The organism is Collinsella aerofaciens (assembly GCF_039752775.1).
Taxonomy (GTDB): Bacteria; Actinomycetota; Coriobacteriia; order Coriobacteriales; family Coriobacteriaceae; genus Collinsella; species Collinsella aerofaciens_R.
On the sequence record NZ_JBDMGT010000022.1, the window covers coordinates 16,453 to 40,050 of the forward strand.

General features: G+C 65.7%; 23 protein-coding genes. 6 read left to right on the forward strand and 17 right to left on the reverse strand.

Annotated features, from left to right (window positions below; genetic code table 11):
* Positions 1-29: 29 nt before the first annotated feature.
* From cobK to cobM, 17 genes are read right to left on the reverse strand one after another with little or no spacing between them, the layout of a single operon-like run.
* Positions 30-803 (reverse strand): precorrin-6A reductase, encoded by a 774-nt coding sequence (gene cobK / locus ABHR63_RS06855; RefSeq protein WP_346965053.1) that lies wholly within the window; start codon positions 801-803, stop codon positions 30-32.
* Positions 800-1,441 carry a precorrin-8X methylmutase gene (locus tag ABHR63_RS06860; protein ID WP_270226826.1) on the reverse strand — a complete coding sequence of 214 codons (642 nt, stop codon included), beginning with the start codon at positions 1,439-1,441 and terminating at the stop codon, positions 800-802. The genes cobK and ABHR63_RS06860 overlap by 4 nt, the downstream gene beginning before the upstream one ends.
* The gene (locus tag ABHR63_RS06865) at positions 1,442-1,957 is read right to left on the reverse strand and encodes a cob(I)yrinic acid a,c-diamide adenosyltransferase (protein WP_270225271.1); all 516 of its coding nucleotides are present in this window, start codon (positions 1,955-1,957) and stop codon (positions 1,442-1,444) included. It abuts the gene before it with no gap.
* A complete protein-coding gene (locus tag ABHR63_RS06870) occupies positions 1,954-3,453 on the reverse strand; it encodes a cobyric acid synthase (RefSeq protein ID WP_270225273.1) in 1,500 nt (499 codons plus the stop codon). The genes ABHR63_RS06865 and ABHR63_RS06870 overlap by 4 nt, the downstream gene beginning before the upstream one ends.
* Positions 3,446-4,669, reverse strand: a complete 1,224-nt coding sequence (locus ABHR63_RS06875) for a pyridoxal phosphate-dependent aminotransferase (RefSeq protein WP_270225276.1) — start codon at positions 4,667-4,669, stop codon at positions 3,446-3,448. Before ABHR63_RS06875 ends, ABHR63_RS06870 begins: the two co-directional genes overlap by 8 nt.
* Positions 4,666-5,640, reverse strand: coding sequence for an adenosylcobinamide-phosphate synthase CbiB (cbiB, locus tag ABHR63_RS06880; RefSeq protein WP_346965052.1), 975 nt, complete (start codon positions 5,638-5,640; stop codon positions 4,666-4,668). Before cbiB ends, ABHR63_RS06875 begins: the two co-directional genes overlap by 4 nt.
* The gene (locus tag ABHR63_RS06885; RefSeq protein WP_346965927.1) at positions 5,640-6,596 is read right to left on the reverse strand and encodes a histidine phosphatase family protein; all 957 of its coding nucleotides are present in this window, start codon (positions 6,594-6,596) and stop codon (positions 5,640-5,642) included. The genes cbiB and ABHR63_RS06885 overlap by 1 nt, the downstream gene beginning before the upstream one ends.
* Before the next feature lie 41 nt (positions 6,597-6,637).
* On the reverse strand, positions 6,638-7,405 hold the full coding sequence (locus ABHR63_RS06890) for an adenosylcobinamide-GDP ribazoletransferase (protein ID WP_346965051.1): 768 nt from the start codon (positions 7,403-7,405) through the stop codon (positions 6,638-6,640).
* Positions 7,402-7,950 (reverse strand): bifunctional adenosylcobinamide kinase/adenosylcobinamide-phosphate guanylyltransferase, encoded by a 549-nt coding sequence (locus ABHR63_RS06895; protein ID WP_346965050.1) that lies wholly within the window; start codon positions 7,948-7,950, stop codon positions 7,402-7,404. The genes ABHR63_RS06890 and ABHR63_RS06895 overlap by 4 nt, the downstream gene beginning before the upstream one ends.
* A complete protein-coding gene (locus tag ABHR63_RS06900; RefSeq protein WP_346965049.1) occupies positions 7,947-9,089 on the reverse strand; it encodes a nicotinate-nucleotide--dimethylbenzimidazole phosphoribosyltransferase in 1,143 nt (380 codons plus the stop codon). The genes ABHR63_RS06895 and ABHR63_RS06900 overlap by 4 nt, the downstream gene beginning before the upstream one ends.
* Positions 9,082-10,464, reverse strand: a complete 1,383-nt coding sequence (locus ABHR63_RS06905; RefSeq protein ID WP_346965048.1) for a cobyrinic acid a,c-diamide synthase CobB — start codon at positions 10,462-10,464, stop codon at positions 9,082-9,084. The genes ABHR63_RS06900 and ABHR63_RS06905 overlap by 8 nt, the downstream gene beginning before the upstream one ends.
* Positions 10,461-11,810 (reverse strand): precorrin-6y C5,15-methyltransferase (decarboxylating) subunit CbiE, encoded by a 1,350-nt coding sequence (gene cbiE / locus ABHR63_RS06910; protein WP_346965047.1) that lies wholly within the window; start codon positions 11,808-11,810, stop codon positions 10,461-10,463. Before cbiE ends, ABHR63_RS06905 begins: the two co-directional genes overlap by 4 nt.
* Positions 11,798-12,541, reverse strand: a complete 744-nt coding sequence (gene cobJ, locus ABHR63_RS06915; protein ID WP_195404807.1) for a precorrin-3B C(17)-methyltransferase — start codon at positions 12,539-12,541, stop codon at positions 11,798-11,800. The genes cbiE and cobJ overlap by 13 nt, the downstream gene beginning before the upstream one ends.
* Positions 12,541-13,632, reverse strand: coding sequence for a cobalt-precorrin 5A hydrolase (locus ABHR63_RS06920; protein ID WP_346965046.1), 1,092 nt, complete (start codon positions 13,630-13,632; stop codon positions 12,541-12,543). Before ABHR63_RS06920 ends, cobJ begins: the two co-directional genes overlap by 1 nt.
* A gap of 42 nt (positions 13,633-13,674) precedes the next feature.
* Positions 13,675-13,908 carry an SAM-dependent methyltransferase gene (locus tag ABHR63_RS06925; RefSeq protein WP_346965045.1) on the reverse strand — a complete coding sequence of 78 codons (234 nt, stop codon included), beginning with the start codon at positions 13,906-13,908 and terminating at the stop codon, positions 13,675-13,677.
* The gene (cbiD, locus tag ABHR63_RS06930; RefSeq protein WP_346965044.1) at positions 13,901-15,085 is read right to left on the reverse strand and encodes a cobalt-precorrin-5B (C(1))-methyltransferase CbiD; all 1,185 of its coding nucleotides are present in this window, start codon (positions 15,083-15,085) and stop codon (positions 13,901-13,903) included. The genes ABHR63_RS06925 and cbiD overlap by 8 nt, the downstream gene beginning before the upstream one ends.
* Position 15,086: 1 nt before the next feature.
* Positions 15,087-15,878 carry a precorrin-4 C(11)-methyltransferase gene (gene cobM / locus ABHR63_RS06935; RefSeq protein ID WP_346965928.1) on the reverse strand — a complete coding sequence of 264 codons (792 nt, stop codon included), beginning with the start codon at positions 15,876-15,878 and terminating at the stop codon, positions 15,087-15,089.
* A 458-nt stretch (positions 15,879-16,336) separates the two neighbouring features.
* Between cobM and ABHR63_RS06940 the strand changes: the two genes are divergently transcribed.
* From ABHR63_RS06940 to ABHR63_RS06965, 6 genes are all read left to right on the forward strand, one after another.
* Positions 16,337-17,263 carry a sirohydrochlorin cobaltochelatase gene (locus tag ABHR63_RS06940; protein ID WP_271742600.1) on the forward strand — a complete coding sequence of 309 codons (927 nt, stop codon included), beginning with the start codon at positions 16,337-16,339 and terminating at the stop codon, positions 17,261-17,263.
* A gap of 144 nt (positions 17,264-17,407) precedes the next feature.
* The gene (locus ABHR63_RS06945; RefSeq protein ID WP_346965043.1) at positions 17,408-17,941 is read left to right on the forward strand and encodes a hypothetical protein; all 534 of its coding nucleotides are present in this window, start codon (positions 17,408-17,410) and stop codon (positions 17,939-17,941) included.
* Between the two features lie 4 nt (positions 17,942-17,945).
* Positions 17,946-19,517: an ABC transporter substrate-binding protein gene (locus ABHR63_RS06950; RefSeq protein WP_346965042.1), complete on the forward strand. Its 1,572-nt coding sequence runs from the start codon at positions 17,946-17,948 to the stop codon at positions 19,515-19,517.
* Between the two features lie 22 nt (positions 19,518-19,539).
* The gene (locus ABHR63_RS06955) at positions 19,540-20,562 is read left to right on the forward strand and encodes a FecCD family ABC transporter permease (protein WP_195503389.1); all 1,023 of its coding nucleotides are present in this window, start codon (positions 19,540-19,542) and stop codon (positions 20,560-20,562) included.
* Positions 20,563-20,574: 12 nt separating this feature from the next.
* Positions 20,575-21,777, forward strand: a complete 1,203-nt coding sequence (locus tag ABHR63_RS06960; RefSeq protein ID WP_346965041.1) for an ABC transporter ATP-binding protein — start codon at positions 20,575-20,577, stop codon at positions 21,775-21,777.
* Between the two features lie 188 nt (positions 21,778-21,965).
* Positions 21,966-23,399: a radical SAM protein gene (locus ABHR63_RS06965; protein WP_346965040.1), complete on the forward strand. Its 1,434-nt coding sequence runs from the start codon at positions 21,966-21,968 to the stop codon at positions 23,397-23,399.
* Positions 23,400-23,598 lie beyond the last annotated feature (199 nt).

Sequence of the window (23,598 nt, forward strand, 5' to 3'; positions counted from 1 at the left end):
CACCAACAAGTTGCGGTGAATTAGAGCGCCTAGCGCGCGAACTCCCGTAAAAGCGCGTCTTCCACTTCCCGAAGCGAAAGGGCCCCGCCTCCCTCGGCGGGACGGGTGACCACGATGCAGCTCGCCCCCGCGTCGCGCGCGGCGGCGAGCTTCTCGGCCGTGCCGCCTACGGTACCCGAGTCCTTGGTCACAAGCCACTGGGCGCTCACCTGCCGAAGCATCGCCTCGTTGAGCTCGCGGGTGAAGGGCCCCTGCATACCGATGACGTGCGACGGCGAAAACCCCGCGTCGATGCACTTCGTTATAGCACCGGGCAGCGGGAGCACACGCACGAAGAAGCGCTCCGTGAAATCGGCGACGCGCGTGTAGGGAGCAAGCTCCTTGCTCCCCGTCGTGAGAAGCGCACGACCCGGGTTCTCGGAGAGAAAGCGCGCCGCGCAGGCGATCGACGCGACCGACACGACGCCTTTGGGTAGCGCCTCAGCCGGGCGCGCAAGGCGCAGGCATCGTGCACCCACGGCGAGCGAAGCGGCCCGGATGTTGCCGCTTGCGAGCGTAGCGAAGGGGTGCGTGGCGTCGACGACGATGCGCGCGCCGGAAAGCTCGCGCTCCATGTCGGCCTCGTCGAGCCTGCCCGCATGCACCTCGATGCCCGGAAGTTCGCCCAAAAGCTCGCCTCCGTACTCGGTTGCCGCGTAGGCAAGGGCGGGGATGCCCGACCCGCTCGCCCATTCGCACAGAAGGCGGCCCTCGGTGGTGCCGGCGAAGATGCGCAGCGCCGGCGCGGATGCGGGCGCCGTCACTTCGGGCCGCCTGGGCGCGTGATCTGGTAGAGCAGCGCGTTCATAATGGCGGCCGCCACGGTAGAGCCGCCCTTGCGACCCCTCGCGACGATGGCCGGCACGCGTCGCGCGAGTAGCTCCTCTTTCGCCTCGACCACGTTCACAAACCCGACCGGCACCCCAACGACGAGCGCGGGCGCGATCTTCCCCGCGTCCATGAGCTCGGCGAGGCGCAGAAGTGCTGTGGGAGCGTTGCCGACGGCCACGATGAGCGGACCCTCGATGTCGCAAGCTTTGTCCATGCTCGCAACGGCGCGAGTCGTACCCGCGGCGCGCGCAGCCGCGGCGACATCAGGGTCGGCCATGTAGCACACGGCCTTGCAGCCGATCTTCGCGAGTGCGGGCTTGCTTATGCCTGCGAGCGCCATGTTCGTGTCGGTGAGCACCGTGGCCCCTGCGCGCAGTGCGTCGAGCGCACAGTGCGCGGCGTCATGGGTGAACACGAGGGAATCGGCGTACGAGAAGTCGGCAGTGGTATGGATGACGCGCTTCACGACGGGCTCTTCGAGCGGCGGGAACGAGCGGCCGCCGAGCTCTTCGGTGATGATCTCGAAGCTGCGCCGCTCGATGTCGCCAGGCGCCATCTCCTTGGAATCCATCTAGTACTCCACTCCTTCCCTTGCACATATCCCCTGAGCGTAGGGGTGTTTCTCGCACTGCATCTCGGTTATGTAGTCGGCCTTTTCCACGATCTTGCGGGAAGGCGCGCGCCCGGTGAGCGCTACTTCGACGCCGCGCGCGGACATATCGAGCGCGCGGTCCACGAGCTCCTCGTCGACAAGCCCCTTCGAAAGCGCGTCGAGCGCCTCGTCGAGCACGAGCAGCCCCTCCTGCGCGCCCTTGAGCTCGGCGAGCGCGGAAGCAAGGTTCCCATCGTGCAGCTCGCACGTCGCGGCAAGTTCTTCCGACGTCATGGACCAGGTAAACTTTTCCGACACCTTCCCCGCGAACACGGGCACGCCGAAATGCTCGGCGAGCAGTCGCGCCTCCCCGCTTTCGCCGTCTTTCAGGAACTGCACGACGACGACGCGGCGGCCTGCGGCGAGCATGCGAAGGGCGAGGCCCATCGCCGCCGTGGTCTTGCCTTTGCCGTCGCCATGATACACGTGGATCATACGCCCTCCTCGATAATGCGGTAGACATACTCCATGTCGAGCGCCCCGCGCACGCCGTCGGCCAGGCGGTCGAACTCGCGCGCACGGTGATCGGCCGCGGACGCCGCGCCCGCAGCACCCACGACGCTCTCGGGCAGGCCGCGTATACGCGCAAGCGAGCGCGCGAGGGCGAGCGCCACCCCCGGTTCGTCGAACAGGCCGTGGAGATAGGTTCCGAACACGTTTCCGCAGGCCGCGCCTTCTGGTTTGCCGCCAATCGTGCCCGCAGGGGCGCAGGAGACGGTCGTTTCGCCGTCGTGAATCTCGTACCCGCGCGCCGTCATGCCGTTCCACACCGAGAACGCGCCTTGGGCGCCCGTGATGCGCAGCTCCGACTGGGCGAGGCGCTTTTCCTCCTTGAACACCGTACTTGCAGGGATGAGCCCGAGCCCGCGCGCGGTGCCAGCGCCTTCCCTGCCGTGCGGATCGGAAAGCTCGTCTCCCAAGAGCTGGTAGCCTCCGCATATGCCGAGCACCGGTGTGCCCGCGCCCGAAAGCGCGCGTACACAGGCTCCGATGCCGCTAGCCGCAAGCCAGCGCGCGTCGTCGAGCGTGGTCTTTGAGCCGGGAAGCACCACCAGGTCGGGTCGGCCCAGATCGGTCGTCGAGGAAACATAGCGCACGCCCACGCCGGGCACGCGCGAAAGCGGGTCGAAGTCGGTGAAGTTCGACAGATGCGGAAGACGCACGACGGCGACGTCGATGACACCGCGCGCCTCGCGGGCAGATAGGCGCGGCGCGAGCGAGTCCTCGTCGTCCAGGTCGAGCGTAAGATACGGCACGACACCCACGACGGGAACCCCGCACATCTTCTCGAGCGGGGCCAAACCCGGGCGCAGGATTTCCACATCGCCGCGGAACTTGTTCACCACAAGTCCCCGCAAAAGCGCGCGATCCTCGGGCGCAAAGAGCGCGACCGTACCGTAGAGCTGGGCAAACACCCCGCCTGGGTCGATGTCGCCCGCGAGCAACACGGGGGAGGACACGGCGCGCGCGAGCCCCATGTTGACGATGTCGTTTTCGGAAAGGTTGATTTCGGCGGGGCTGCCGGCGCCCTCGATAACGATGACGTCGTTATCCTCCGCGAGCGAATCGAACGCCTCCAAAATCTGCGGCATGAGCGCCTTCTTTCGCGCGAAGTAGTCCCTCGCAGCGAAGGCTCCCTGCGCCTTGCCGGCCACGATGAGCTGGCTTCGGTGGTCGCTTTCGGGCTTGAGCAGAATGGGGTTCATGCGCACGTCGGGCGCGATGCCGCACGCCTCGGCCTGCATGATCTGGGCGCGCCCCATCTCTAGCCCGTCGGCCGTGACACCGCTGTTGAGCGCCATGTTCTGGCTCTTGAAGGGAGCCACGCGCAGGCCGTCCTGCGAAAGCACACGGCACAGTCCCGCCGCAAGCAGGCTCTTCCCCGCGTTCGACATGGTGCCCTGGATCATGATGGGCTTCGCCCTACCCACGGGTATCGACCTCCTTCGCCGAGCCTCGGCCATCCGCGCCCGCCATAGCGCCGCCGCAAGAAGCACCGCCCCGTTCGTCGGGTTCGCCTTCGCCCGATGCGCCTTCCGCCCGAAGCACGCGGCTGAACGCCATCGCAAGCCGGGCATTCTCCTTGCGCGTGCGCACCGCGACGCGGCACCAGAAACGGGACAGTACCGAAAACGAGTCGCACGTGCGGACCAAAACCCCCTGTTTATACAGGCGCTCGGGGATGTCTTTCGCCGGCGTGCGGACTAAAAGGAAGTTCGCATCCGACGGCACGACGGAAAGCCCGAGCGAGGAGAGCTCGTGGGAAAGCCACGCTCGCTCGCCTGCCAATACATCGCGCGTGCGCGAGACGTATTCAACGTCTTCCAGGGCGGCGATGCCCGCGGCCTCGGCGACCGAGGAGACGGGCCACGCCTGCCCAGCCCGGCGAATCCCCTCGATGAGTTGGGCGTTTCCGCTGATCAGATATCCCAACCGCAACCCCGCCATTCCGTAGAGCTTGGTGAACGCGGAGAGCACGGCCACATGGCGCGAACACGCGGCGCGTGCAGCCACGCTCCTTTCGCGGGCGTCGGGCGCAAATCCGAGGAAGCACTCGTCCACGACGAGCAGCGCGCCCACCTGCTCGCAGCGGCAAGCCGCGGCATCGATCACGCTGGGGTCGACGAGGCGCCCCGTCGGGTTGTTCGGATTGCAGAGGTACGCCACGTCTCCCGGCCCCCCAATCGCGCGGGCGAAGGAGGCGGGCACGTCGAAGTCGTCCGCTTCGGAGAGCGGGAACTCCTGCACGCATGCGCCGTAGTACGATGCCGCCTCCGCATATTCAGAAAACGTCGGCGCGCACACGACGATGCGTTTCGGGCGCACCGCCGCGGCGAGCCGCCAGATGATGTCGGACGCGCCCGCGCCGCAGACGATAGTATCTTCGGGTATGCCCTGGGCGCGCGCTAGGGCGCGAACGAGGGCGAGGCTTTCCCTATCGGGGTAGGCGTCGATTCGAGAAAGCGCCTTGCAAGCTGCGGCGAGGGCGCGCGGCGAGGGCCCTGCCGGATTCACGTTCACCGAGAAGTCAATGAGGTCGGAGGCGCCCCCTTCGCAAGCGATGCCGAGCGATTGCGTGCTACCCCCATGCGCACGGGCGCGCAGGATTCCCCCGGCAACCCGGGGCGCGGCGTGGTCTTCCCTCATGCCATCGCCCCCACGGCGAGCACGACCGCCGCACGCGCGGCACCGAAGACGACGAGCGCGCATACGGACGCGGCGAGCATGAGCCTTGTCGCCCGGACGATGTCGCCCCACTCGATTTCGCGGGACGCGTCGCCTATCGTCGGTTTCTCAACGAGCTTGCCGAAATACACCGCGGGTCCTGCCAGACGCAGCCCGAGCGCGCCCGCGCACGCTGACTCGGTCTGCGCCGCGTTGGGGCTCGCATGGCGACGCCTGTCGCGGCGCCAGATGCGCGCCGCCCCGCGCGCGTCGAGACCGACGATCGGGCACACGGCGATCATGAGCAAGGCCGATAAGCGCGAGGGAATCCAGTTCGCCGCATCGTCGAGGCGCGCCGAGGCGCAGCCGAAGTCGATGTAGCGCTCGTTTTTGTAGCCCACCATGCTGTCGAGCGTGTTCACCGCCTTGTACGCCATACCCAAGGGCGCACCCCCGATCATAAGGTAGAAAAGCGGCGCGATGACGCCGTCGCTCGCGTTCTCCGCCACCGTTTCCACGGCGGCGCGCGCGACGCCCTGCTCGTCGAGAACAGACGTGTCGCGTCCCACGATGAGCCCGACGGCTTCGCGCGCCGCGACAAGGCCGCCCTTCGAGAACGCGCGGGCCACGGTCAGGCTCTGGCGGCGTAGCTCGCATGCCGCGAGAATCTGATAGCTCGCCCATGCCTCGACCACGAAGCGCAAGCCGGAGTGAACCATGCCGCAAAGATGCAGGATTCCCCAGGTCAAAAGCCCACACGCAAGCGGAAGCGCCACAGCGAGCACAAGCCCTGCGGCGCGCGTGCCCGCGGACGTTTGCGGGAATGCGCCCCGCAGGCGGCCTTCGGCCCACGTGATCGCGCGCCCCATGGCAACGACGGGATGGGGAAGCCAGCGCGGGTCGCCGAAGGCAAGGTCGGCCGCGAACCCGACGGCGACGGCAAGAATCGTCATCACCGGGCATCGCCCCCCGAAGCGAGGCGAACGTCGCGAAGGCAGTGCCCATCCCAGGTGGCGGCCCATGCGCCGCCCGGCTCGGTATGCACGTCGAAGTATCCCATTTTCGGGACAGCTAGCTCGGAGAGCAGCGCTTTCACGGTACCCGCGTGAACGACGAAGACGGCGCGCCCACTCCCCTGGGCGCGCTCCGATTCGCACGCCTCCTTAAACGCCGCGACGACGCGGCGGGTGAAATCGCTCTTGCCCTCGCCATGCGGGCAGCGCGACTCGCACCAGGAGTCTACCCAGGCGCGGTAGCGCGCATCCTCTTTAAGCTCGGCGGCGCTTCGCCCCTCGAAGTCGCCGAAATCCATCTCGCGCAGACCGGGGCACGCCATAAGCTCCGCGTTCGGGAAGAGGATGCGCGCCGTCTGGTCGGTGCGGGCCATGCCGCTCGTGATAACACGGAACACGTCACGATAGCACGCGAGGTCGCGCAAAGCGCGCTCGCCCGCGCTCGACAGGGGCTCGTCGGTGCCCGCCCCGCTGTAGCGATGGTCTTCCGTGCCCGCCGTGGCACCATGGCGCACGAAGACGACTTCCAAAGGCGCGCCCGCGCCCTGCGTCCCTCGAGGCGCATCGGCAAGGTTTCCTTTGATGACCTGGGGTATCCCGCACGTCATGCGCACGACGACGTCGGCGCGCGCAGCGAGCGCGCATCCCAGGCGCCCCGCGCGCTCGCGCCATTGGGCGTCTTCCGCACGCATAGGGACGACCCCCGAGCCGACCAAGGGCAGAATCACTACGTCGAAGCCGATCAGCCGCTCGAGGGCCCGGTCAGCGTCGAGCGCGCGTACGAGATCCTCAACACGGTACGCGACACGGCCGGCAAAAGCCGCAGGCACGCCGCCCTCCGCAAACTGCGCCGCGTCGACGAAATCGTCCGCCGCGAACCCGAGCTTTTCGCGCACGAAGGTCCTCTTCCCCGAATGCGCGCCACCTACCACGAGCATCATAGGAGCATGCCCCCCGCCACCAGCATGGCAAGCATCGCGAGCTCGGCCCATTGCAGAAACCATCCGGCCAAATCCCCCGTCACCCCGCCGAAGCGGGACAGGGCAACATGGCGGTACCACGCGAGCGCCAAAAGCCCCGCCACCGCCATAAGGGCGCCGACGGCCTGAGCGCACGCGACCATCCCTGCAGCCGAAGCCGCAGCGAAAGCGCAAAGCGGCACAACGATCGCCGCGCGCTTCTTCGAAGGCGAGAGCCCCACGGCCATGCCGTCCGCCCGCGCGGCAGGCCAGCATTCAACGGCGAGCCCCGAAAGCGCGCGGGAGAACACGAGCGAGCACAGAAGCGCGAGGAACGTCCCCGCCGTAAGCGGCAGCGCGGTGAACAGGGAAAACTGCAGAATAAGGTACACGACAACACCGATGACCCCGAAGGCGCCCGCCCGCGGGTCGTGCATGATCTCGAGCTTTCGTTCGCGCGGGGCCCAACTTGCAAGCGCATCGGAGGTGTCGCAGAGCCCGTCTAGGTGGATGCCTCCCGTCACCGCCACAGGCAGCGCCACGAGCACAGCCGCGACGATGGTCGCGGGCACGCCGAGCAGGTTCGCCACGTGCCCCCACGCCGTCATGAGTAAGCCTTCCGCAAGGCCCACCAGGGGAAACGCGGCAAGAGCATGGGTTGACCCGAAATCGGTCCAAGCCGATTTCGGGACGGGGATGCGCGAGAACGTTCCGAACGCCGCGCAGATTGCCTCTACTATCTTCACCTTGTAGGTCCTTCGCCTTTCATCCACACGGGAATCCCGCATACCACTTCGACTGCGCGGTCTGCCAGCGCCGCCACGCCCGCGTTCACGCGCGCGAGCGCGCGCCTCCATGCCTCGGTCCCTTCATCGTAGCGCATCCCATCGGCGAACACGTCGACGGTGACCACCACCGTATACGCAGCGGCCTGAGCGAGCCGTTCGATGCCTCCGAGCACCTCGCGCGCCGCAGCGTCGGGGTCACGTGGGGACAAGCCGCCTTCCGCGAAGAGCTCGTTCGCAACCAGGTTGCCCACGTCCTCCAAAAGAAGCGTGCAGCCGCGCGGAAGCCCGGGCACTGCGGCGCCCACGTCACGCGTGCGCTCGAGGGTGGAAAACCCCTTGCCCTCGCGCAGCGCCCGATGGCGCGCGATGCGGCGGGCGCCCTCTTCCCCGAAGGGCTCCATCGTTGCCAGGTACACACGGGGGCCGTCGTGCCCAAGGCACAGGGACTCGGCGTAGGCGCTCTTGCCGCTCGCGGCGGTGCCGATGACGAGCGTAACCGTCATTTCCCGGCCTCGAAATGCTCGTAAGCAACCATGCCAGTCGCCGTGAACGTCTTCCCATCCCGGTACACGCGCAGCGCCGAATCCAGAAGGGGCAGATACGCCATGGCGCCCGCGCCCTCGCCCAAGTGCATGCCTGCGTCGAGGGGTGCCTTTATGCCGAGCGCGCGAAGGAGCTCCTGGCTTGCGGGTTCGCTTGATGCGTGGGTGCCCACGAGGTAGCCCAAGGCATTGGGGCACAGGCGCGCCGCACACAGGGCCGCCGTGCAGGATATGACCCCGTCGAGGAGCGCCGGCGCCTTCGAGGCCGCGGCCCCCAGGTAGAAGCCGCACATCGCCGCGATGTCGAAGCCGCCCACCTTCGAGAGCACGTCGATCGGGTCGGCGGGATCGGGCGAGTTCGCGTCGATAGCGCGCTCGACCACGTCGCGCTTGCGCGCGAGCGAGGCGTCCGAGAGCCCCGCGCCGCGCCCGACGAGGCTCCGCGCGTCCGCCCGGATGAGCACTGCGGCCACCGCCGCCGAGGTGGTCGTGTTGCCGATGCCCATCTCGCCCGCGGCGAGAAGGCGCACGCCGGCGCGGACAAGCCCGCAAGCGACGGCGATTCCGACCTCTATCGCGCGCACGGCTCCATCGCGAGACATAGCGGAGCCGTGCGCGATGTTGCCGCTCCCCCGCTGCACGTTCGCGTGCACCATGCGCGCGTCTTCTATGCCCCGGGCCATACCCACGTCGACGGGCACGACCTCGGCACCCGCGAACGCCGCCATGCGGCAGGCGCTCGCGGCCCCCTCGCACATGTTGCGCGCGACGGCTCGCGTCACGTCTTGCCCGCTTTGCGACACGCCTTCGGCAACAACCCCGTTGTCGGAAAAGAATACCGCGAGCGCACGGGGAAACTCGGCCACCTCGGCGCTCCCCTGAGCTGCGGCGATACAAGCGACGGCGTCTTCAAAGTCGCCCAATCCCCCCAAGGGGTGCGCAATGGAGTCCCACGCGGCGTACGCGGCGGCGCGGGCGCACTCGTCTGCGGGCGCGATCCGGGAGAGCGCGGCTTCGAGCACGGCGCCCGGCGCCGACGAGAACGCGCGCTCGACTTCCTCGCGGATGCAGGCCAGCGCGGTTTCGGTTGCTTCAGCCATGCCGTCTCCTCTCTGCGAACGACGCTGCGGCAGACGCGAACGCGCGCGCAACGTCGGGGTTCGCAGGATAATACACATGCGGGAAGCCCGCAACCAGGGACGGGGTGGTCGTCATGCACGGCCAGCCCTTGTCGCGCCGGGGCTTTTGCGCCCAGAAGTCGCCGCCCGGGCAGGTGGACTGCCAGTAGTGGAACTCGTGCGCGCGGATGCGTGTGCCGCGCGGCCCGTAGAGCCCGTCGCGTTGAGAAGTGAGCTCCACGTACCCGAAATGGGACAGCCTTCCCCCGTTCTCGCTTACGCCCTCAAGGGCGCCCGCAACAGGCCAGCGCCGCCCCTCGCTATCGGCGATTTCGCGCTGCAGATACAGAAACCCACCGCATTCGGCGACCGTCGGCATGCCGGATTCCACCGCATGCCGCACCGCCTCGCGCATCGGCGCGTTCTCGGAGAGCTGCTGCGCATGGAGCTCCGGGTAGCCACCTCCTAGATAGAGGGCGCTTGTCCCCCGGGGCAACTCACTATCACACAGGGGGCTGAAAAAGGCCAGCTCACAACCCAGGTCCTCGAGCGCGCGCAGGTTCTCCTCGTAGTAGAACGAAAATGCCTCGTCACGCGCGACGGCGACGATGGGCCGCGCTCCCGCGATCGGCTCCAACCGGTAAGGTTCCTCGCGGATATCGGGTGCCGTCGCCGCTATTTCGAGCAAGCGGTCGACGTCGACGCTCTTTTCCACCAGCTCGGCCATCTTGTCGATGCGCGCGGAAAGTTGCTCGACCTCGTCGGCGGTCACAAGCCCCAGATGCCGGCTTTCGAGCGAGAACGCCTCGTCGGCGGGGATATTCCCCAAAACCGCGACGCCCGTGTGCTTCTCGATCGCAGGCGCAGCGTAGGCGCAGGCAGCGGCGCTCGTCTTGTTCAGCACGACGCCGCGCACGTTCGCACAAGGCAGGAACTCGGCGATGCCGCGGATTACGGCGGCGAGCGATAAAGACGCCCCGCGCCCGTTCATCACTAAAACGACCGGCGTTTCCGTGTCGCGCGCAACCTGGTAGCTGCTCGCGTCGGCCACGCCGGGCGCCATGCCGTCGTAGAAGCCCATGACCCCCTCGAGCACCGCGACATCCGCGCCTGCGGCGCCGCGTGCGAGCAGGGCGCGCAGCGTCGGGGCGTCGGTGAAAAAGCCGTCTAAGTTGCCCGAGCGCGCACCCACGACGCGGCGATGAAAGAGCGGGTCAATGTAGTCGGGGCCGCATTTGAAGGCCGCACATGCAAGGCCGCGGCGCGCGAGCGCGCGCAGGAGCGCGCACGTTACGACCGTCTTGCCGCTCCCGCTCGAGGGCGCAGCGACCATGAAGCGCGAAATGGACGTGCTCACCGGGCACCGCCTTCCCCACCTGCACCACGCGCGCTGACGAGGAACACGGGGTTTTGCGCCTTCATAAGATGGTGCGAGCCTACAGCCTCGGCGCGGGCGGCCGACACCTGGCACGCCTCGAACCCCTTAAAGCGCGAACCCGAGAGGAGCGCGCACGCCTCGGTGAGCGTCTCAACGGTGACGCATGGCACGCACAGGCGAACCTGCGAGTTCTTCTCGAGCGCCGCCTCCACGATGGAGGGAAGCTCGCCCGCGCTCCCGCCGACGAACACGGCGTCGGGGACGGGCAGTTTCGCGAGCGCTTCGGGGGCGACGCCGGGAACCGCATGCACGTTGCCGCACCCGAATGCATCCGCGTTCTCTCGGATGAGCCGCACGCCGGTCGCGTTGCGCTCGACCGCCCATACCGACCCCGCTCGCGCGACGAGCGCCGCCTCGATCGATACACTCCCCGTGCCGGCGCCGACGTCCCACACGGTGTCGGTCGCGGTAAGGCGCAGCTTCGCGAGCGCGACGGCGCGCACCTCCTGCTTGGTCATGGGAACGTCGCCACGGATGAAGAGCTCGTCGGGAATGCCCGAGGAAGCGTACGGCCAGCGGGAGATCGCGGCGCGGGATGCGCCCGCAGAGTCAGCCGCGGAAGAAGCCGCCGCGGGCGCGGGCGCGCCGACCGGCGCCTCGGAGGCTGCGCTAGAGCCCGCAGGCGACCCGGCGCCGCCTGCGAAATCGATAAGCATCACGTTCAATTCGTCGAACGTCTGACCTGCGATTTCACTTGCGGTCGCACAGGTGATGCGCTCGTCGGGGTACGACAGGCGCTCGGCCACCGTCACGCGCGCGTCCCCGAAGCCCGCCTGCACAAGCTCGCCCGAAAGCCGCGAGGGGTCTTCCCCGCCCGACGTGACGAGAAAGAGCTCACCTGCGCGCTCGGCCTCGGCCACGATGTCGCACGCCACGCCGTGAGCGCTCGCGAAGCGCCAATCCTGCCATGGACGCGCGAGGCGCGCGGCGAGATACGACGCTGAGCTTATGCCGGGAATGATGCGCACGTCCACCTGCGCGCCGCCGGAGAGCGCCTCCACCAGGCGGCGCGCGCCGCTGAACAGCCCCACATCGCCCGTCATCACGACCACGGCGCGCTGCCACGACGCCGCATCGGTGAGCGCGGCGACGATGTCCGCCGTCTTCACGAGCTCGCATCTCACCACGTCGGGCGGCACGTCGATGCCGACAAGCGCGCGATGAGCGCCGATGACCACGTCGGCGATGTCGATCGCGTCGAGCGCCGCGCGCGAGAGCAAGTCGGGGTTTCCGGGACCCGCCCCGATGATCGTTACCTTTCGCATGGAATCTCCCGATACCCGCGCGGCGTGACCATACGGCCGCCTACGCGCTTCGTGCCCGCGTTGCCGACGAACACGGTGGTGAACATGTCAGCATCGAGCTCCCCCAGCTCGGAGAGCCTGCACATGCCCGACTGCTGCCCCTCGCGCCCGATGTTGCGTACCCAGCCGCAGAGCGTGTCGGGGGCCTTCCATTCGAGCATAATCTTCGCCGCGCGCGAGAGCCTGTCGGCGCGCTTTCTGCTGCGTGGGTTGTACAAACAGATGCAGAAGTCGGCGCTCGCCACGGCGGCGAGTCTGCGCTCGATGACCTCCCACGGCGTGAGCAAGTCGGAGAGCGACACGACCGCGAAGTCGTGGGCAAGCGGGGCGCCGAGCACCGCCGACCCGCTCTGAGCCGCGGTGGCCCCGGCGATAACTTCCACGTCTACATCGGGGTAGTCCTCCGCAAGCTCCAGCACGGGGCTCGCCATGCCGTACACGCCCGCGTCACCGCTGCACACGAGTGCCACGGCTTCTCCGCTCTGCGCGCGCGAAAGCGCCAGGCGGCACCGTTCGACCTCGTGCATCATCGGCGTCGCGAGATGCGCCGCGTCGGGCACGGCGGCGAGCGCGAGCTCCACGTATTTCGTGTACCCCACAACGATGTCGGCCGCCTCGAGCGCGCGCCGAGCCGCAATCGTCATGCCGTCGGGGCCGCCCGGGCCGATCCCCACCACGAAGAGCTTTCCCATCACCGCTCCTTAAACGAAAGTTTGATAGTTACCTTGGAAAACGCGACGGTCACGCCGCCGTGAGCGAGCTTCGGGAAGATAAGTTTGCCCCCGTCCGCGAGCGCCGCACGCTCGCACACGTTGTCGACCCCCACCGTCGCGCGCACGAAATCAGATGGCGAAACGCTGCCTTCGACCTGCGACAACTCCTCTGCGGAATACGTCGCGAGCGGGATATTGCGCGCGCGGCAGAAGGCGAGCAGACCCTCCTCGTGCGCCTTCACGTCGATCGTCGCCGCCTTGCGCACGGCCGAAGGCGAGATGCCCGCCTGCCCGCACGCGAGAAGAAACGCCTCCCCGATCGCTTCGGAGCACGCACCGCGGCGACACCCTATGCCCGCAACGATGCAGGGCACGACAAGGCGAAGCGGCTCGGGCGCAGGCGTCTGCGCCCGCACACCCGCCGGCTTCCCCGTCTCACCGGCGGGCACGACCTCGCCCGTTGTCTCCGCCGCGCGAACGGACGTACCTGCATTCGCGCCAGCGAACGGTGACACGACGATATCGGCCCGAGCGCGGTCGGACGCAATGTCAACCCCCTCAGGCGGCTGTCCCGAAACAGGCATGTCGGAATAGAGCGCCACGCGCCCGCCCGAAAGCAGCCGCGCCGACACTCGCTTGATAGCCTCGGGATTCGAAACGGCGAGCCCCGCACAGCGCGCCCACGTATCCACCGCCCACACGCCGCGGACGTCGGTCGCCGTGGTGATGACGGGGATGGCCCCTGCCGCGCGTGCCACAGTTTGCGCAAGCTCGTTCGCACCGCCCAAATGCCCCGACAAAAGCGGAACGGCAAAGCGCCCCGCCTCGTCGATCACCGCAACCGCGGGATCGGTTGCCTTCGAGGCGACATGCGGCGCGATCGCCCGCACGGCGATGCCCGCCGCGCCCACGAACAGAAGCGCGTCCGACGCTTCCCACGCAAGCGCCGTCCATGCGCGCAGGTCGGCCTTCCCCTCGCCGAACCCGCGCGAAACGGAAACGTCCCAGCCAAGGTCATCTTCACCTGTCTGCGCGCAATCGGAAAGCGCGCGTGCGGTGCGCTCCGCCAACGCATACCCCCTCTCAGTGAACGCTATGCAGGAAACCCTCATCTAGCGCACCACCATCGTCGAGAAGTAGCTGCCCCGATCGGGCACATCGTCGAGCGAGCGGTACAAGCGCTCGCCCGGAAGCCCACAGTCCTCTACGAGCTCGGCACCGTCGAAGGAGCCCTCCTCGTGAAGGATGCGCTTCGTGTCCGCAAGCGAGCGGCGCGCCTTCATGACCACCTTCGTCCCCGGCCAGCCGATTGCGCGGCGCACCCCGTACAGAACGCCTTTACTCATACGTCGCTCCCAATTCCCCGATAACTGCATCGGCGCCCGACGTGCGGAAAAGCTCGTGGCGCTCGGCGTCGAACACGACCGCGGCGATGTCGCATGCGCCCGCCGCGCGGCGGCGCAACCTGTCCTCGATTGCCGCGGCGAGCGAGGCGCGCGCAGCGTCCCCCACGCCGGCGGCCTCGATTACCTCGAGCGCCGCCGTGGTCGTGACCGACGACATGATCTCGCGCACGGTCTTCGCGCCCGCGCCGACCAAGGCCGCGTGGGCGGCCAGAATCTCCGCGCGGCAGTCGGCGGTACGCGAATGGGTGTCCATGATGCCGCCAGCGACCTTCACCAGCTTGCCGATGTGTCCCACAAGAAGGACATTGGTGAATCCCTCGCGAACGCAGCAATCAATCGCATCGCCCACAAAGTTGGAGATGAAGACCACCGGCGCACCGTTTAGGTGGAAATGCCCCGAGATGAACTGCCCGCCGTAGTTGCCGGGCGTGAGCACGACTCCGCGCCGCCCCATAGCCGCATGCTGCCGGATCTCGAGCTCGATGCTGTCGCGCAAGGCAGCGAGGCTGCGCGGCTCGACGATGCCCGTCGTGCCCAGGATGGAGATGCCGCCCTCTATCCCCAGGTGCGGGTTGAAGGTCTTTTCGGCAAGGGAAACGCCCTCGGGTACCGAAATCGTCACAGCAATATTTCCAGAAAAGCCGTGCGCGGCGCACACCTCGCGCACCGCCGAAGTGATCATCGCGCGCGGCGTCGCGTTGATGGCGGCCGCCCCAACCGGCTGCTCGAGCCCGGGCAACGTCACGCGCCCCACGCCCACGCCGCCATCGACGGAAACTTCCGATTCGCGCGCGGGCACGTCCTTGCCGCCCGCAGCACCCGTGCCCGACCCCGCATGTTCCACGCGCGCGTACACAAGCACGCCGTCGGTCACATCGGCATCGTCGCCTGCGTCCTTTCGCACGGCGCACTGGGCGCACCCCTCGCCGATGCATGCGTCGATCACGTTCGCCTCGACGGGCAGCCCGCCGGGGGTGACGATCGACACGAGGCCGACAGGCTTTCGTGACAAGAGCATCTCGCAGGCTGCCTTCGCCGCGAGCGCGGCGCAGCTCCCCGTGGTGTAGCCGCAGCGCAGGCGGGTCGTCCCGGTATATATGTAATGCTCGAAGGCCACGCTAGCTGCTCGCCTTCCGATACCCCGTGGCAAACGAAGGGTCGTAAAGCTTGCTGCGCTCGTACGACTCCGTTTGCGCGCCGTTGTGCGAAAGCCCGCCGCGAGCTTCGAGCACGCGGCCCACCACCACGAGCGCCGTGCGGTCGATGCCCTCTCGCGCGCCCGCGTCGGCGAGCGTGCCCACTGTGCATCGCACCACGCGCTCCTCAGGCCAGGTCGCCTTGTACACGAGCGCGGCCGGCTCGTCGGAGCTGCGGCCCGCGGCCAAAAGCTCGGCGGAAAGCTCGGCGAGCATACCCGAGCTCAGGAAGATGACCATAGTCGAGCCACTTTCCGCCATGGTGCGCATGCCCTCGCCCGCGGGCATGGGGGTACGTCCGGAAAGCCGCGTGATCACGACCGACTGGCTGATTCCCGGCAGCGTGTATTCCTGGCGAAGCGCCGCCGCGGCACCGCAAAAGCTCGACACGCCGGGCACCACCTCGTAGTCCACGCCGCGCGCGTCGAGCGCGTCCATCTGCTCCTGGATGGCGCCGTACAGGCACGGGTCGCCCGTGTGCAGGCGCACCACTTCCTCGCCCCGCGCATCTGCCGCGCACATCACGTCGAGCACTTCCTCCAAGGTCATGTGCGCGCTGTCGTAGACGATGCAGGATTCCTTGCACTCAGCGAGCAGCTCGGGGTTCACAAGGCTTCCCGCCCAAACGACCACGTCGGCTGCGCGCAGAAGGCGCGCCCCGCGCAGCGTGATAAGGTCGGCGGCGCCCGAGCCTGCGCCAACGATATGAATCATCCGAGCCTTCCCTTCCCGTTTCTCATCGCAACCGTTTACGCCGCCATTCGCGCAGCGGGCAAAACACGGCGCCTGCGGCGGCAATCGGCGCAAATACGCAGGCAGGAGGCGCAATGCCGCCCGCCCTGGCTTTGACACGTTCACAAGTGCCCACTATCATAGTAAAAGTTTCGGCAACGAGCATATGACAATCGGATAAAAGGAAATGACCGGCGCGGCGCCTGCACAGCCCGTGCTGGCTTGCGGAGGGAACCAGGTGGGAATCCTGGGCAAGGGACATTACTGTATAGGACGCGCGGGCGAACCGCCTCGCGCCCCAAGCCAGACTGCTTCGCCTTTTCCTCACGGCATCGCCGTGGCGTTAGCTCCTTGTGAACCCCGAGGGGTGCGCTTTTCTTTCGCTTGTGCCGACAAGCAACTGTCGCCGGGGGACCGGCAAACCGAGGAAAGGAAAAACCATGTCCGACCAGATGTCACGCCGCGGCTTCATGGGCGCCGCAGCAACCGGAGCCGTCGCGCTCGCCGGATTCGCGCTCGCGGGCTGCTCCAACACCTCCGCGAGTTCCGAGAAATCGAGTGAAAAGGAGAAGGCCGTGAAGCCGGTCATCCTCGTCACGAGCTTCGGCACGAGCTACAACGACTCGCGCCACATCACCATCGGCGCCATCGAAGACGCTATCCGCGAGAAGTACTGGCAGGACTACGACATCCGCCGCGCCTTCACCGCGCAGATCATCATCGACAAGCTGAAGAAGCGCGACGGCATCACGATTGACAACATGACCGAGGCGCTCGACCGCTGTGTGGAAGACGGCGTGAAGGAAATCGTCGTGCAGCCGACGCATCTCATGGCTGGCCTGGAATACGCCGACGTGAAAGACGAGCTCGACAAGTACGCCGACAAGTTCGACAAGATCTCGCTCGGCGACCCGCTGCTCACCTCCGACGACGACTACAAGAAGGTGGCCGCAGCCATTAAGGAGAACATGGCGTCCTTCGACGACGGCAAGACGGCGCTGTGCCTCATGGGCCACGGCACCGAAGCCGATTCCAACGCCGACTATGCCAAGATGCAGGAAGTGTTCAAGAACGAGGGCTTGACGCAGTTCTTCGTCGGCACTGTCGAGGCTGAACCGACCTGCGAGGATGTTATCGCCGCCGCGAGCGCCGCAGGGTACAAGAAGGCCGTGCTCGCGCCGTTCATGGTGGTCGCGGGCGACCACGCGAACAACGACATGGCAGACGAGACCGACCCCGACAGCTGGGCTGCGAAGTTCGTGGCCGCCGGCTTCGAAGTGACGTGCCTGCTCCAGGGTCTGGGACAGAACGCCGCGGTCGATGACATCTACGTCTCGCACGTGGACGACGCCATCGCCAAGCTGTAAACTCGCCGCGCACGGGGGCGCCGGTCGCGTCCCCGTGCAACGGGCATGCGCCTTCCCCGACTGACGGCGCATGCCCGTTGCATTCGCATCCCGCCCGCCCACCGCACGGCGCGGGCGGTCGAAGCGATTGAAAGGAACCACTCCATGTTGAAGAAAACCCTCGCCTTCGCCTTGTCGGCGGCGCTTTTCGCGTTCTCGCTCGCCGGCTGCGGCGGAAATTCAATCGACAGCGCAAAGGCAAGCGATGCCGATTCCCAGGAAAAGACCGAACAGGCGGCCGATGCGCCCGAGGGCGCAAGCGCTGCCCCCATCACCGCCGACAAGGTGGCCGACGGCACCTATCCGATCACCGTAGATTCCAGCTCGAACATGTTCAGGATTGTGGACGCCCAGCTCATCGTGGAAAACGGCTCCATGCACTGCGTGATGACACTTTCCGGCACGGGCTACGGCAAGCTCTTCATGGGCACGGGCGACGAGGCTGCCGCCGCGAGCGAGGCCGACTTCATCCCCTATGTGGAAAACGCGGAAGGCAAGTACACCTACGACGTACCCGTTGAAGCGCTCGACGAGGACACCGCCTGCGCCGCGTGGAGCATTAGAAAAGGGCAGTGGTACGACCGCACGCTCGTGTTCGAATCCGCCGGCGTCGATCTGCGCGCCGGCGCGCTGAAGTAACGCCATGCGGTCGATTCTTCCCAAGAAGGAAAGCAGGAAGCGCCGCAGCATCGCGGCGCGCGCGATCACCTGCGTTCTCGTCGCCCTGCTCGCGCTTCCCTTCGCGGGGTGCAGTGCGAGCCCGAACGCGACCGGTGGCACGGCGGGCTCTCAGGAATACACTGTGAGCGTCTCGCTTTCCGGCGGGTCAGGGCGCGCAAGCATCGCCTCACCCACCACAATTGTGAAGGATGGCGACACCTACACCGCGACCATCACCTGGTCGAGTTCGAACTACGACAAAATGACCGTCGACGGCGTGGACTACGCGCCTGTAAACGACGGCGGCAACTCCACATTCGAGATACCCGTCACGCTCGACGAGGACATCGCCGTGTCGGCCGAGACCGTCGCCATGTCGACGCCGCACACCATCGACTACACGCTCTACTTCGACTCATCCACCATGAAGGAGAAATCGGGCGACGATGCAAGCGGCGGTTCCCCTGCGGTAACGGCTTCAAGCGCCGCGGCTGACTTCCACAACGCCGATTTGGGCTGCGGCTGGGAGCCGACGGGGGCGCTTCAGCTTGAATACGCCAAGCACTTCACTGTCGACGAGTACGAAGGCGGCCTGCGGCTTATCTGCGTTTCGAACGGGGAGCGCTTCCTCGTGGTGCCGCAAGATGCGAAGGTACCTGATGGGTTGAGCTCCGACATCGCGGTCATAAGGCGCCCCGCCGACAAGGTGTACCTCGTGTCGTCGGCAACGATGTGCCTGGTCGACGCGCTCGATGCGAACGACAATATCTTAATGTCGGGCACGAAGGCCGACGATTGCTCGGTCGCGCGCTTCAAAAGCGCGCTCGAAAGTGGGGCGATCGCCTACGGCGGCAAGTACAGCGCGCCCGACTACGAGCGAATATCGGCCTCGGGCTGCACGCTCGCCATCGAGAACACCATGATCAACCACACGCCCGATGTGAAGGAAAAGCTGCAGAAGCTCGGGCTCGTCGTGCTCACCGAACAGTCGTCGAGCGAGCCCGAAGCACTCGGGCGCGTCGAGTGGATTAAGCTTTTCGGCGTCCTGTTCGACAAGGAAGACGAGGCCGCGCACCTGTTCAACGAGCAGAAGGCCCGCGTCGAGCAAACGTCGGGGCTCGCGTCGTCAGGTAAAACCGTGGCGTATTTCTACATTAACTCGAACGGGGCCGCCGTCACGAGGCGGGCGGGCGACTACGTGGCGCAGATGATCGAGCTTGCAGGCGGCAGCTACGCGCTCGATGACGCGCAGACGGCGTCGACGTCAGGTTCGTCAGTAACGCTCGAAATGGAGCGCTTCTACGCGACGGCGAAGGATGCCGACATCATCGTCTACAACGGCACCATCGACGAATCGGTTGCCACCTTGAACGACTTCGTAGGCAAAAACGCGCTATTGTCGCAGTTCAAAGCCGTGAAGAACGGCAACGTCTGGGTCACAAGCGCCGACATGTACCAGCAGATGACTTCTACCGCCGACATTATCGACGAGCTGCACGGGGCGTTCACCGGCGATGACACGAGTGACTTCCATTATCTGAGGAAGCTCGGCTAGCGCCATGAGAAGCCGGCTTACCATGGCATACGACGAATCGGGGCGCGCCGCGCGGTGTCGCGTCGTGACGGCGCTGCTCGCTGTTGCCCTCATCGTGCTCGTCGGGGCCAACCTGTGCATCGGGAGCGTGCTCGTGCCCGCAGACCACATCCCCGACATCCTTTCGGGCGGCGCGGCCAATTCCATGGAAAGCCAGGTCATCTGGGAGATTCGCCTGCCGCGCGTGCTTTCAGCCATACTTCTCGGCGGGGCACTTTCGCTCTCCGGGTTCCTGCTGCAGACGTTTTTCAACAACCCCATCGCCGACCCGTTCATCTTGGGCGTCTCCTCGGGCGCAAAGTTCGTCGTCGCGCTTACGATGATCGTGCTTCTGGGCGCGAACCAGGCCATGTCCTCGCCGGTCATGGTGGCCGCAGCGTTTCTGGGATCGCTTATCACCATCGGCTTCGTGCTCCTCATCGCACGGCGCATAAGTTCCATGGCCATGCTCATCGTGGCGGGCGTCATGGTGGGATACATCTGCTCGGCGGCGACGAACTTCCTCATCGCCTTCGCCGACGACCAGTCCATCGTAAACCTGCACAACTGGTCTTTGGGTAGCTTCTCGGGTTCGAGCTGGGACGACGTCGCGGTCATCGCGGTCGTGGTGATCACCGTGAGCGCATGCGTATTCGCGATATCGAAGCCCCTTTCCGCCTTCCAGCTGGGAGAAGCCTACGCAAAAAGCGTCGGCGTGAACGTCGCACGCTTCCGCGTGGTGCTCGTCCTTCTAGCAAGCATGCTCTCCGCCTGCGTGACCGCGTTCGCTGGTCCGGTGTCGTTCGTAGGCATCGCGGTTCCGCATCTCGTTAAGTCGGCGCTGAAGTCGTCGAAGCCCATCCGCGTGATTCCTGCGTGCTTCTTGGGAGGCGCCATCTTCTGCGCGGGCTGCGATTTGATCGCACGCACGCTGTTCTCCCCCGTCGAGCTTTCCATCAGCGCCGTCACCGCCATCTTCGGCGCGCCGGTGGTTATCGCACTCATGTTGAAGAAGCGGGTGAGGTAGATGGGGAAATTCGTGCCGCAGCCCAAAACGCTCGGAGGGGAGTCGAACCTCGAAACCCCGGTCGAAACGCAGGCTGACGGAGCGCCGCTTTTCCGCATAAGCGACCTGTCGGCGGGTTACGACAAGAAGGTCGTAGTCGAAGGCGTCGATCTGGAGGTTCGCGCGGGCGACGTCGTGGCGCTCATCGGGCCGAACGGCTCGGGCAAGTCGACCATCTTGAAAACAATCACACGCCATCTGGCACCGCTTGCCGGCACGGTCGAGCTCGACGGGCGGGAGATTTCCCGATGGAAGACGGCGGAGTTCGCAAGGAACCTTGCCGTTATGCTGACAGATCGCCCCCGGACCGAGCTCCTCACCTGCCGCGATATCGTAGAGGCGGGAAGGCATCCCTACACCGGGCGAATGGGCACACTCACGCCCGATGACCATAATCGGGTCGACGAGGCCATGAAAACCGCACATGTGGAAGGGCTCGCCGAGCGCGACTTCATGCAGATAAGCGACGGGCAACGCCAGCGCGTCATGCTCGCACGCGCCATCGCGCAGGATCCACGTGTGCTCGTGCTCGATGAGCCCACGTCGTATCTCGATATCCGCTACCAGATCGACCTGCTGCGAATACTTCGCCACCTTGCGAAATCGCGGAATGTTGCTGTCATCATGTCCATCCACGAACTCGAGCTCGCGCAGAAAAGCGCCGACAAGGTGATTTGCGTGAAGGACGGCCGGGTCTTCCGCGCCGGCGCACCCGAGGACATATTCACGCGCGAGACGATTGGCAAGCTCTACGGCCTTCAACATGGCACCTTCAACGAGCGCTTCGGCAGCGTGGAAATTGGGCGCCCACACGGCGATGCACACACGTTCGTCATCGCCGGCGCAGGTACGGGGTCGGCTGTGTTTCGCCAGCTCATCCGGCAGGGCAAGGCGTTCTACGCGGGCGTTCTGCACGAAGGGGACATCGACTGCGAGCTCGCGCGCGACCTGGCGACGGAATGCGTGGCCGAGCGCGCCTTCGAGCCGATCGGGGATAAAACCATAGCCCGCGCCAAAGAGCTCCTCGTCCACTGCGCGCGCCTTATCGTGTGCCCCGCCGCCTTCGGCACCATAAACGCCCGCAACGCAGAGCTCGTCGAGTTCGCACGCTCGCATGGTATCGAGGTCATGCGAGCGTGCGAAGGCGCATCGGAGGATTCCAATGGATACGCCTAGGCGCGGTCCAAGAAATCGTCCGCATCCCCATCTGACACTATTTCACCGCAACTTAGAAGGTGTCGGCGTATAACGCTTCACCCCAAATTAAATTGATTCGTTGAATAGGCACATTACAAATCTTTAGACTTCGTTTAATCCACAAGTGGGTATTATCACACATGAAGCACACGTGAAAGGATATACCCATGTCGCTTACACAGTCAGCAGAGCGTGCAGCGCTTAACAAGCTCATCGATTATCTCGACGACAACCCGCAAGAAAACATCGACAAAATCATGGATCTCGTGAACAAGCTGGTCCCCAATCGCGTATTTCCTGTACAGCGAGAGGCATTCACCAATGTCATCAAGAGCCGCGGCAATTGGTATGACCTGATTATGCGTGTGTTCAGCCTTAATCCCCAGATGCGAACCAAGCTGCTTAAGACCCTCATTGTCGACGCCAACCTGCTTGCTTGGCCAGAGCAGGAAAAGAACCGCGAAAAGTACCAGTGCAACGTTCCGTGGGCCATCCTGCTCGATCCCACGAGCGCCTGCAACCTGCATTGCACGGGCTGCTGGGCCGCCGAGTACGGCTACAAGCAGAATCTCTCGTTCGAAGACATCGACTCTATCGTTACGCAGGGCAAAGAGCTCGGTACGCATATCTACATCTATACCGGCGGCGAGCCGCTCGTCCGCAAGCACGACCTGATCAGAATTTGCGAAAAACATCAGGACTGCGTGTTTCTCTGCTTTACCAACTCCACGCTGATCGACGAGGCCTTCTGCGACGACATGATTCGCGTAGGTAATTTTGTCCCCGCCATCAGCGCCGAGGGCAATGAGCACACAACCGACGCCCGCCGCGGCGAAGGTACCTACGCAAAGATCGAGCACGCCATGAAACTCCTGCGCGAGCGCGACTTGCCGTTTGGTATCTCCACCTGTTGGACCAGCGCCAATGCCGATACGGTTGCTACCGAGGAGAACATGGACTGGATGATCGGCGAGGGAGCACTCTTCTGCTGGTACTTCCACTTTATGCCGGTTGGCCGCAATGCAACCTCCGAGCTCATGCCCACGCCCGAGCAGCGCGAGCACATGTATCACTTTATCCGCGAAATGCGTGAGAAGAAGCCGCTGTTTACGCTCGACTTCCAAAACGACGGCGAGTTTGTAGGCGGATGTATCGCCGGCGGCCGCCGCTACCTGCACATCAACGCCGCCGGAGACGTGGAGCCGTGCGTGTTCATCCACTACTCAAACGCCAACATCCACGATGTGAGCTTACTCGACGCGCTGCGCTCTCCCCTCTTTATGAAGTACTACGAGAACATGCCGTTTAACGACAACTACCTCAAACCATGCCCCATGCTCGAGAATCCCGACGTGCTGCCCAAACTGGTCGCCGAGAGTGGCGCAATGAGCACCGACCTAATCGAGAAGGAGTCACCCGAGCAGCTGCGCGAAAAGACCCAGGCTGCCGCCGAGGCATGGTCACCTGTCGCCGACCGCATCTGGAACGACTCCGACGATCCGTTATACGCCAAGCGTCACGAGGACAAGTCGCAGGGCATGGCCGATAGCGACATGCACAAGTTCGAAAAACAGGGCCGCATACTCAAATACGGCGATTAATGCTGCCCTACACGACAAACGCTCAGAAATGAAGCGGAGCAGTCTCGAGGCTCATCTTCGAGGCTGCTCCGCCTTACCATCAAAACAGTTTTACTAAGTTGCGGTGAAATAGGGACCAGAACGGGGGTGCGGACGATTTCTTGGACCGCGCCTAGGCGTATCCAAGCTTCCTGCGGTACTCCATCGGGCTCAGCCACCC

Coding starts and splice junctions, on each gene's coding strand:
- ABHR63_RS06860 (WP_270226826.1), bottom strand. CDS start 1,441: ATGGATTCCAAGGAGATGGCGCCTGGCGACATCGAGCGGCGCAGCTTC.
- ABHR63_RS06865 (WP_270225271.1), bottom strand. CDS start 1,957: ATGATCCACGTGTATCATGGCGACGGCAAAGGCAAGACCACGGCGGCG.
- ABHR63_RS06875 (WP_270225276.1), bottom strand. CDS start 4,669: ATGAGGGAAGACCACGCCGCGCCCCGGGTTGCCGGGGGAATCCTGCGC.
- cbiB (WP_346965052.1), bottom strand. CDS start 5,640: ATGACGATTCTTGCCGTCGCCGTCGGGTTCGCGGCCGACCTTGCCTTC.
- ABHR63_RS06895 (WP_346965050.1), bottom strand. CDS start 7,950: ATGACGGTTACGCTCGTCATCGGCACCGCCGCGAGCGGCAAGAGCGCC.
- ABHR63_RS06900 (WP_346965049.1), bottom strand. CDS start 9,089: ATGGCTGAAGCAACCGAAACCGCGCTGGCCTGCATCCGCGAGGAAGTC.
- cbiE (WP_346965047.1), bottom strand. CDS start 11,810: ATGCGAAAGGTAACGATCATCGGGGCGGGTCCCGGAAACCCCGACTTG.
- cobJ (WP_195404807.1), bottom strand. CDS start 12,541: ATGGGAAAGCTCTTCGTGGTGGGGATCGGCCCGGGCGGCCCCGACGGC.
- ABHR63_RS06925 (WP_346965045.1), bottom strand. CDS start 13,908: ATGAGTAAAGGCGTTCTGTACGGGGTGCGCCGCGCAATCGGCTGGCCG.
- cobM (WP_346965928.1), bottom strand. CDS start 15,878: ATGATTCATATCGTTGGCGCAGGCTCGGGCGCCGCCGACCTTATCACG.
- ABHR63_RS06940 (WP_271742600.1), top strand. CDS start 16,337: ATGTCCGACCAGATGTCACGCCGCGGCTTCATGGGCGCCGCAGCAACC.
- ABHR63_RS06945 (WP_346965043.1), top strand. CDS start 17,408: ATGTTGAAGAAAACCCTCGCCTTCGCCTTGTCGGCGGCGCTTTTCGCG.
- ABHR63_RS06950 (WP_346965042.1), top strand. CDS start 17,946: ATGCGGTCGATTCTTCCCAAGAAGGAAAGCAGGAAGCGCCGCAGCATC.
- ABHR63_RS06955 (WP_195503389.1), top strand. CDS start 19,540: ATGGCATACGACGAATCGGGGCGCGCCGCGCGGTGTCGCGTCGTGACG.
- ABHR63_RS06965 (WP_346965040.1), top strand. CDS start 21,966: ATGTCGCTTACACAGTCAGCAGAGCGTGCAGCGCTTAACAAGCTCATC.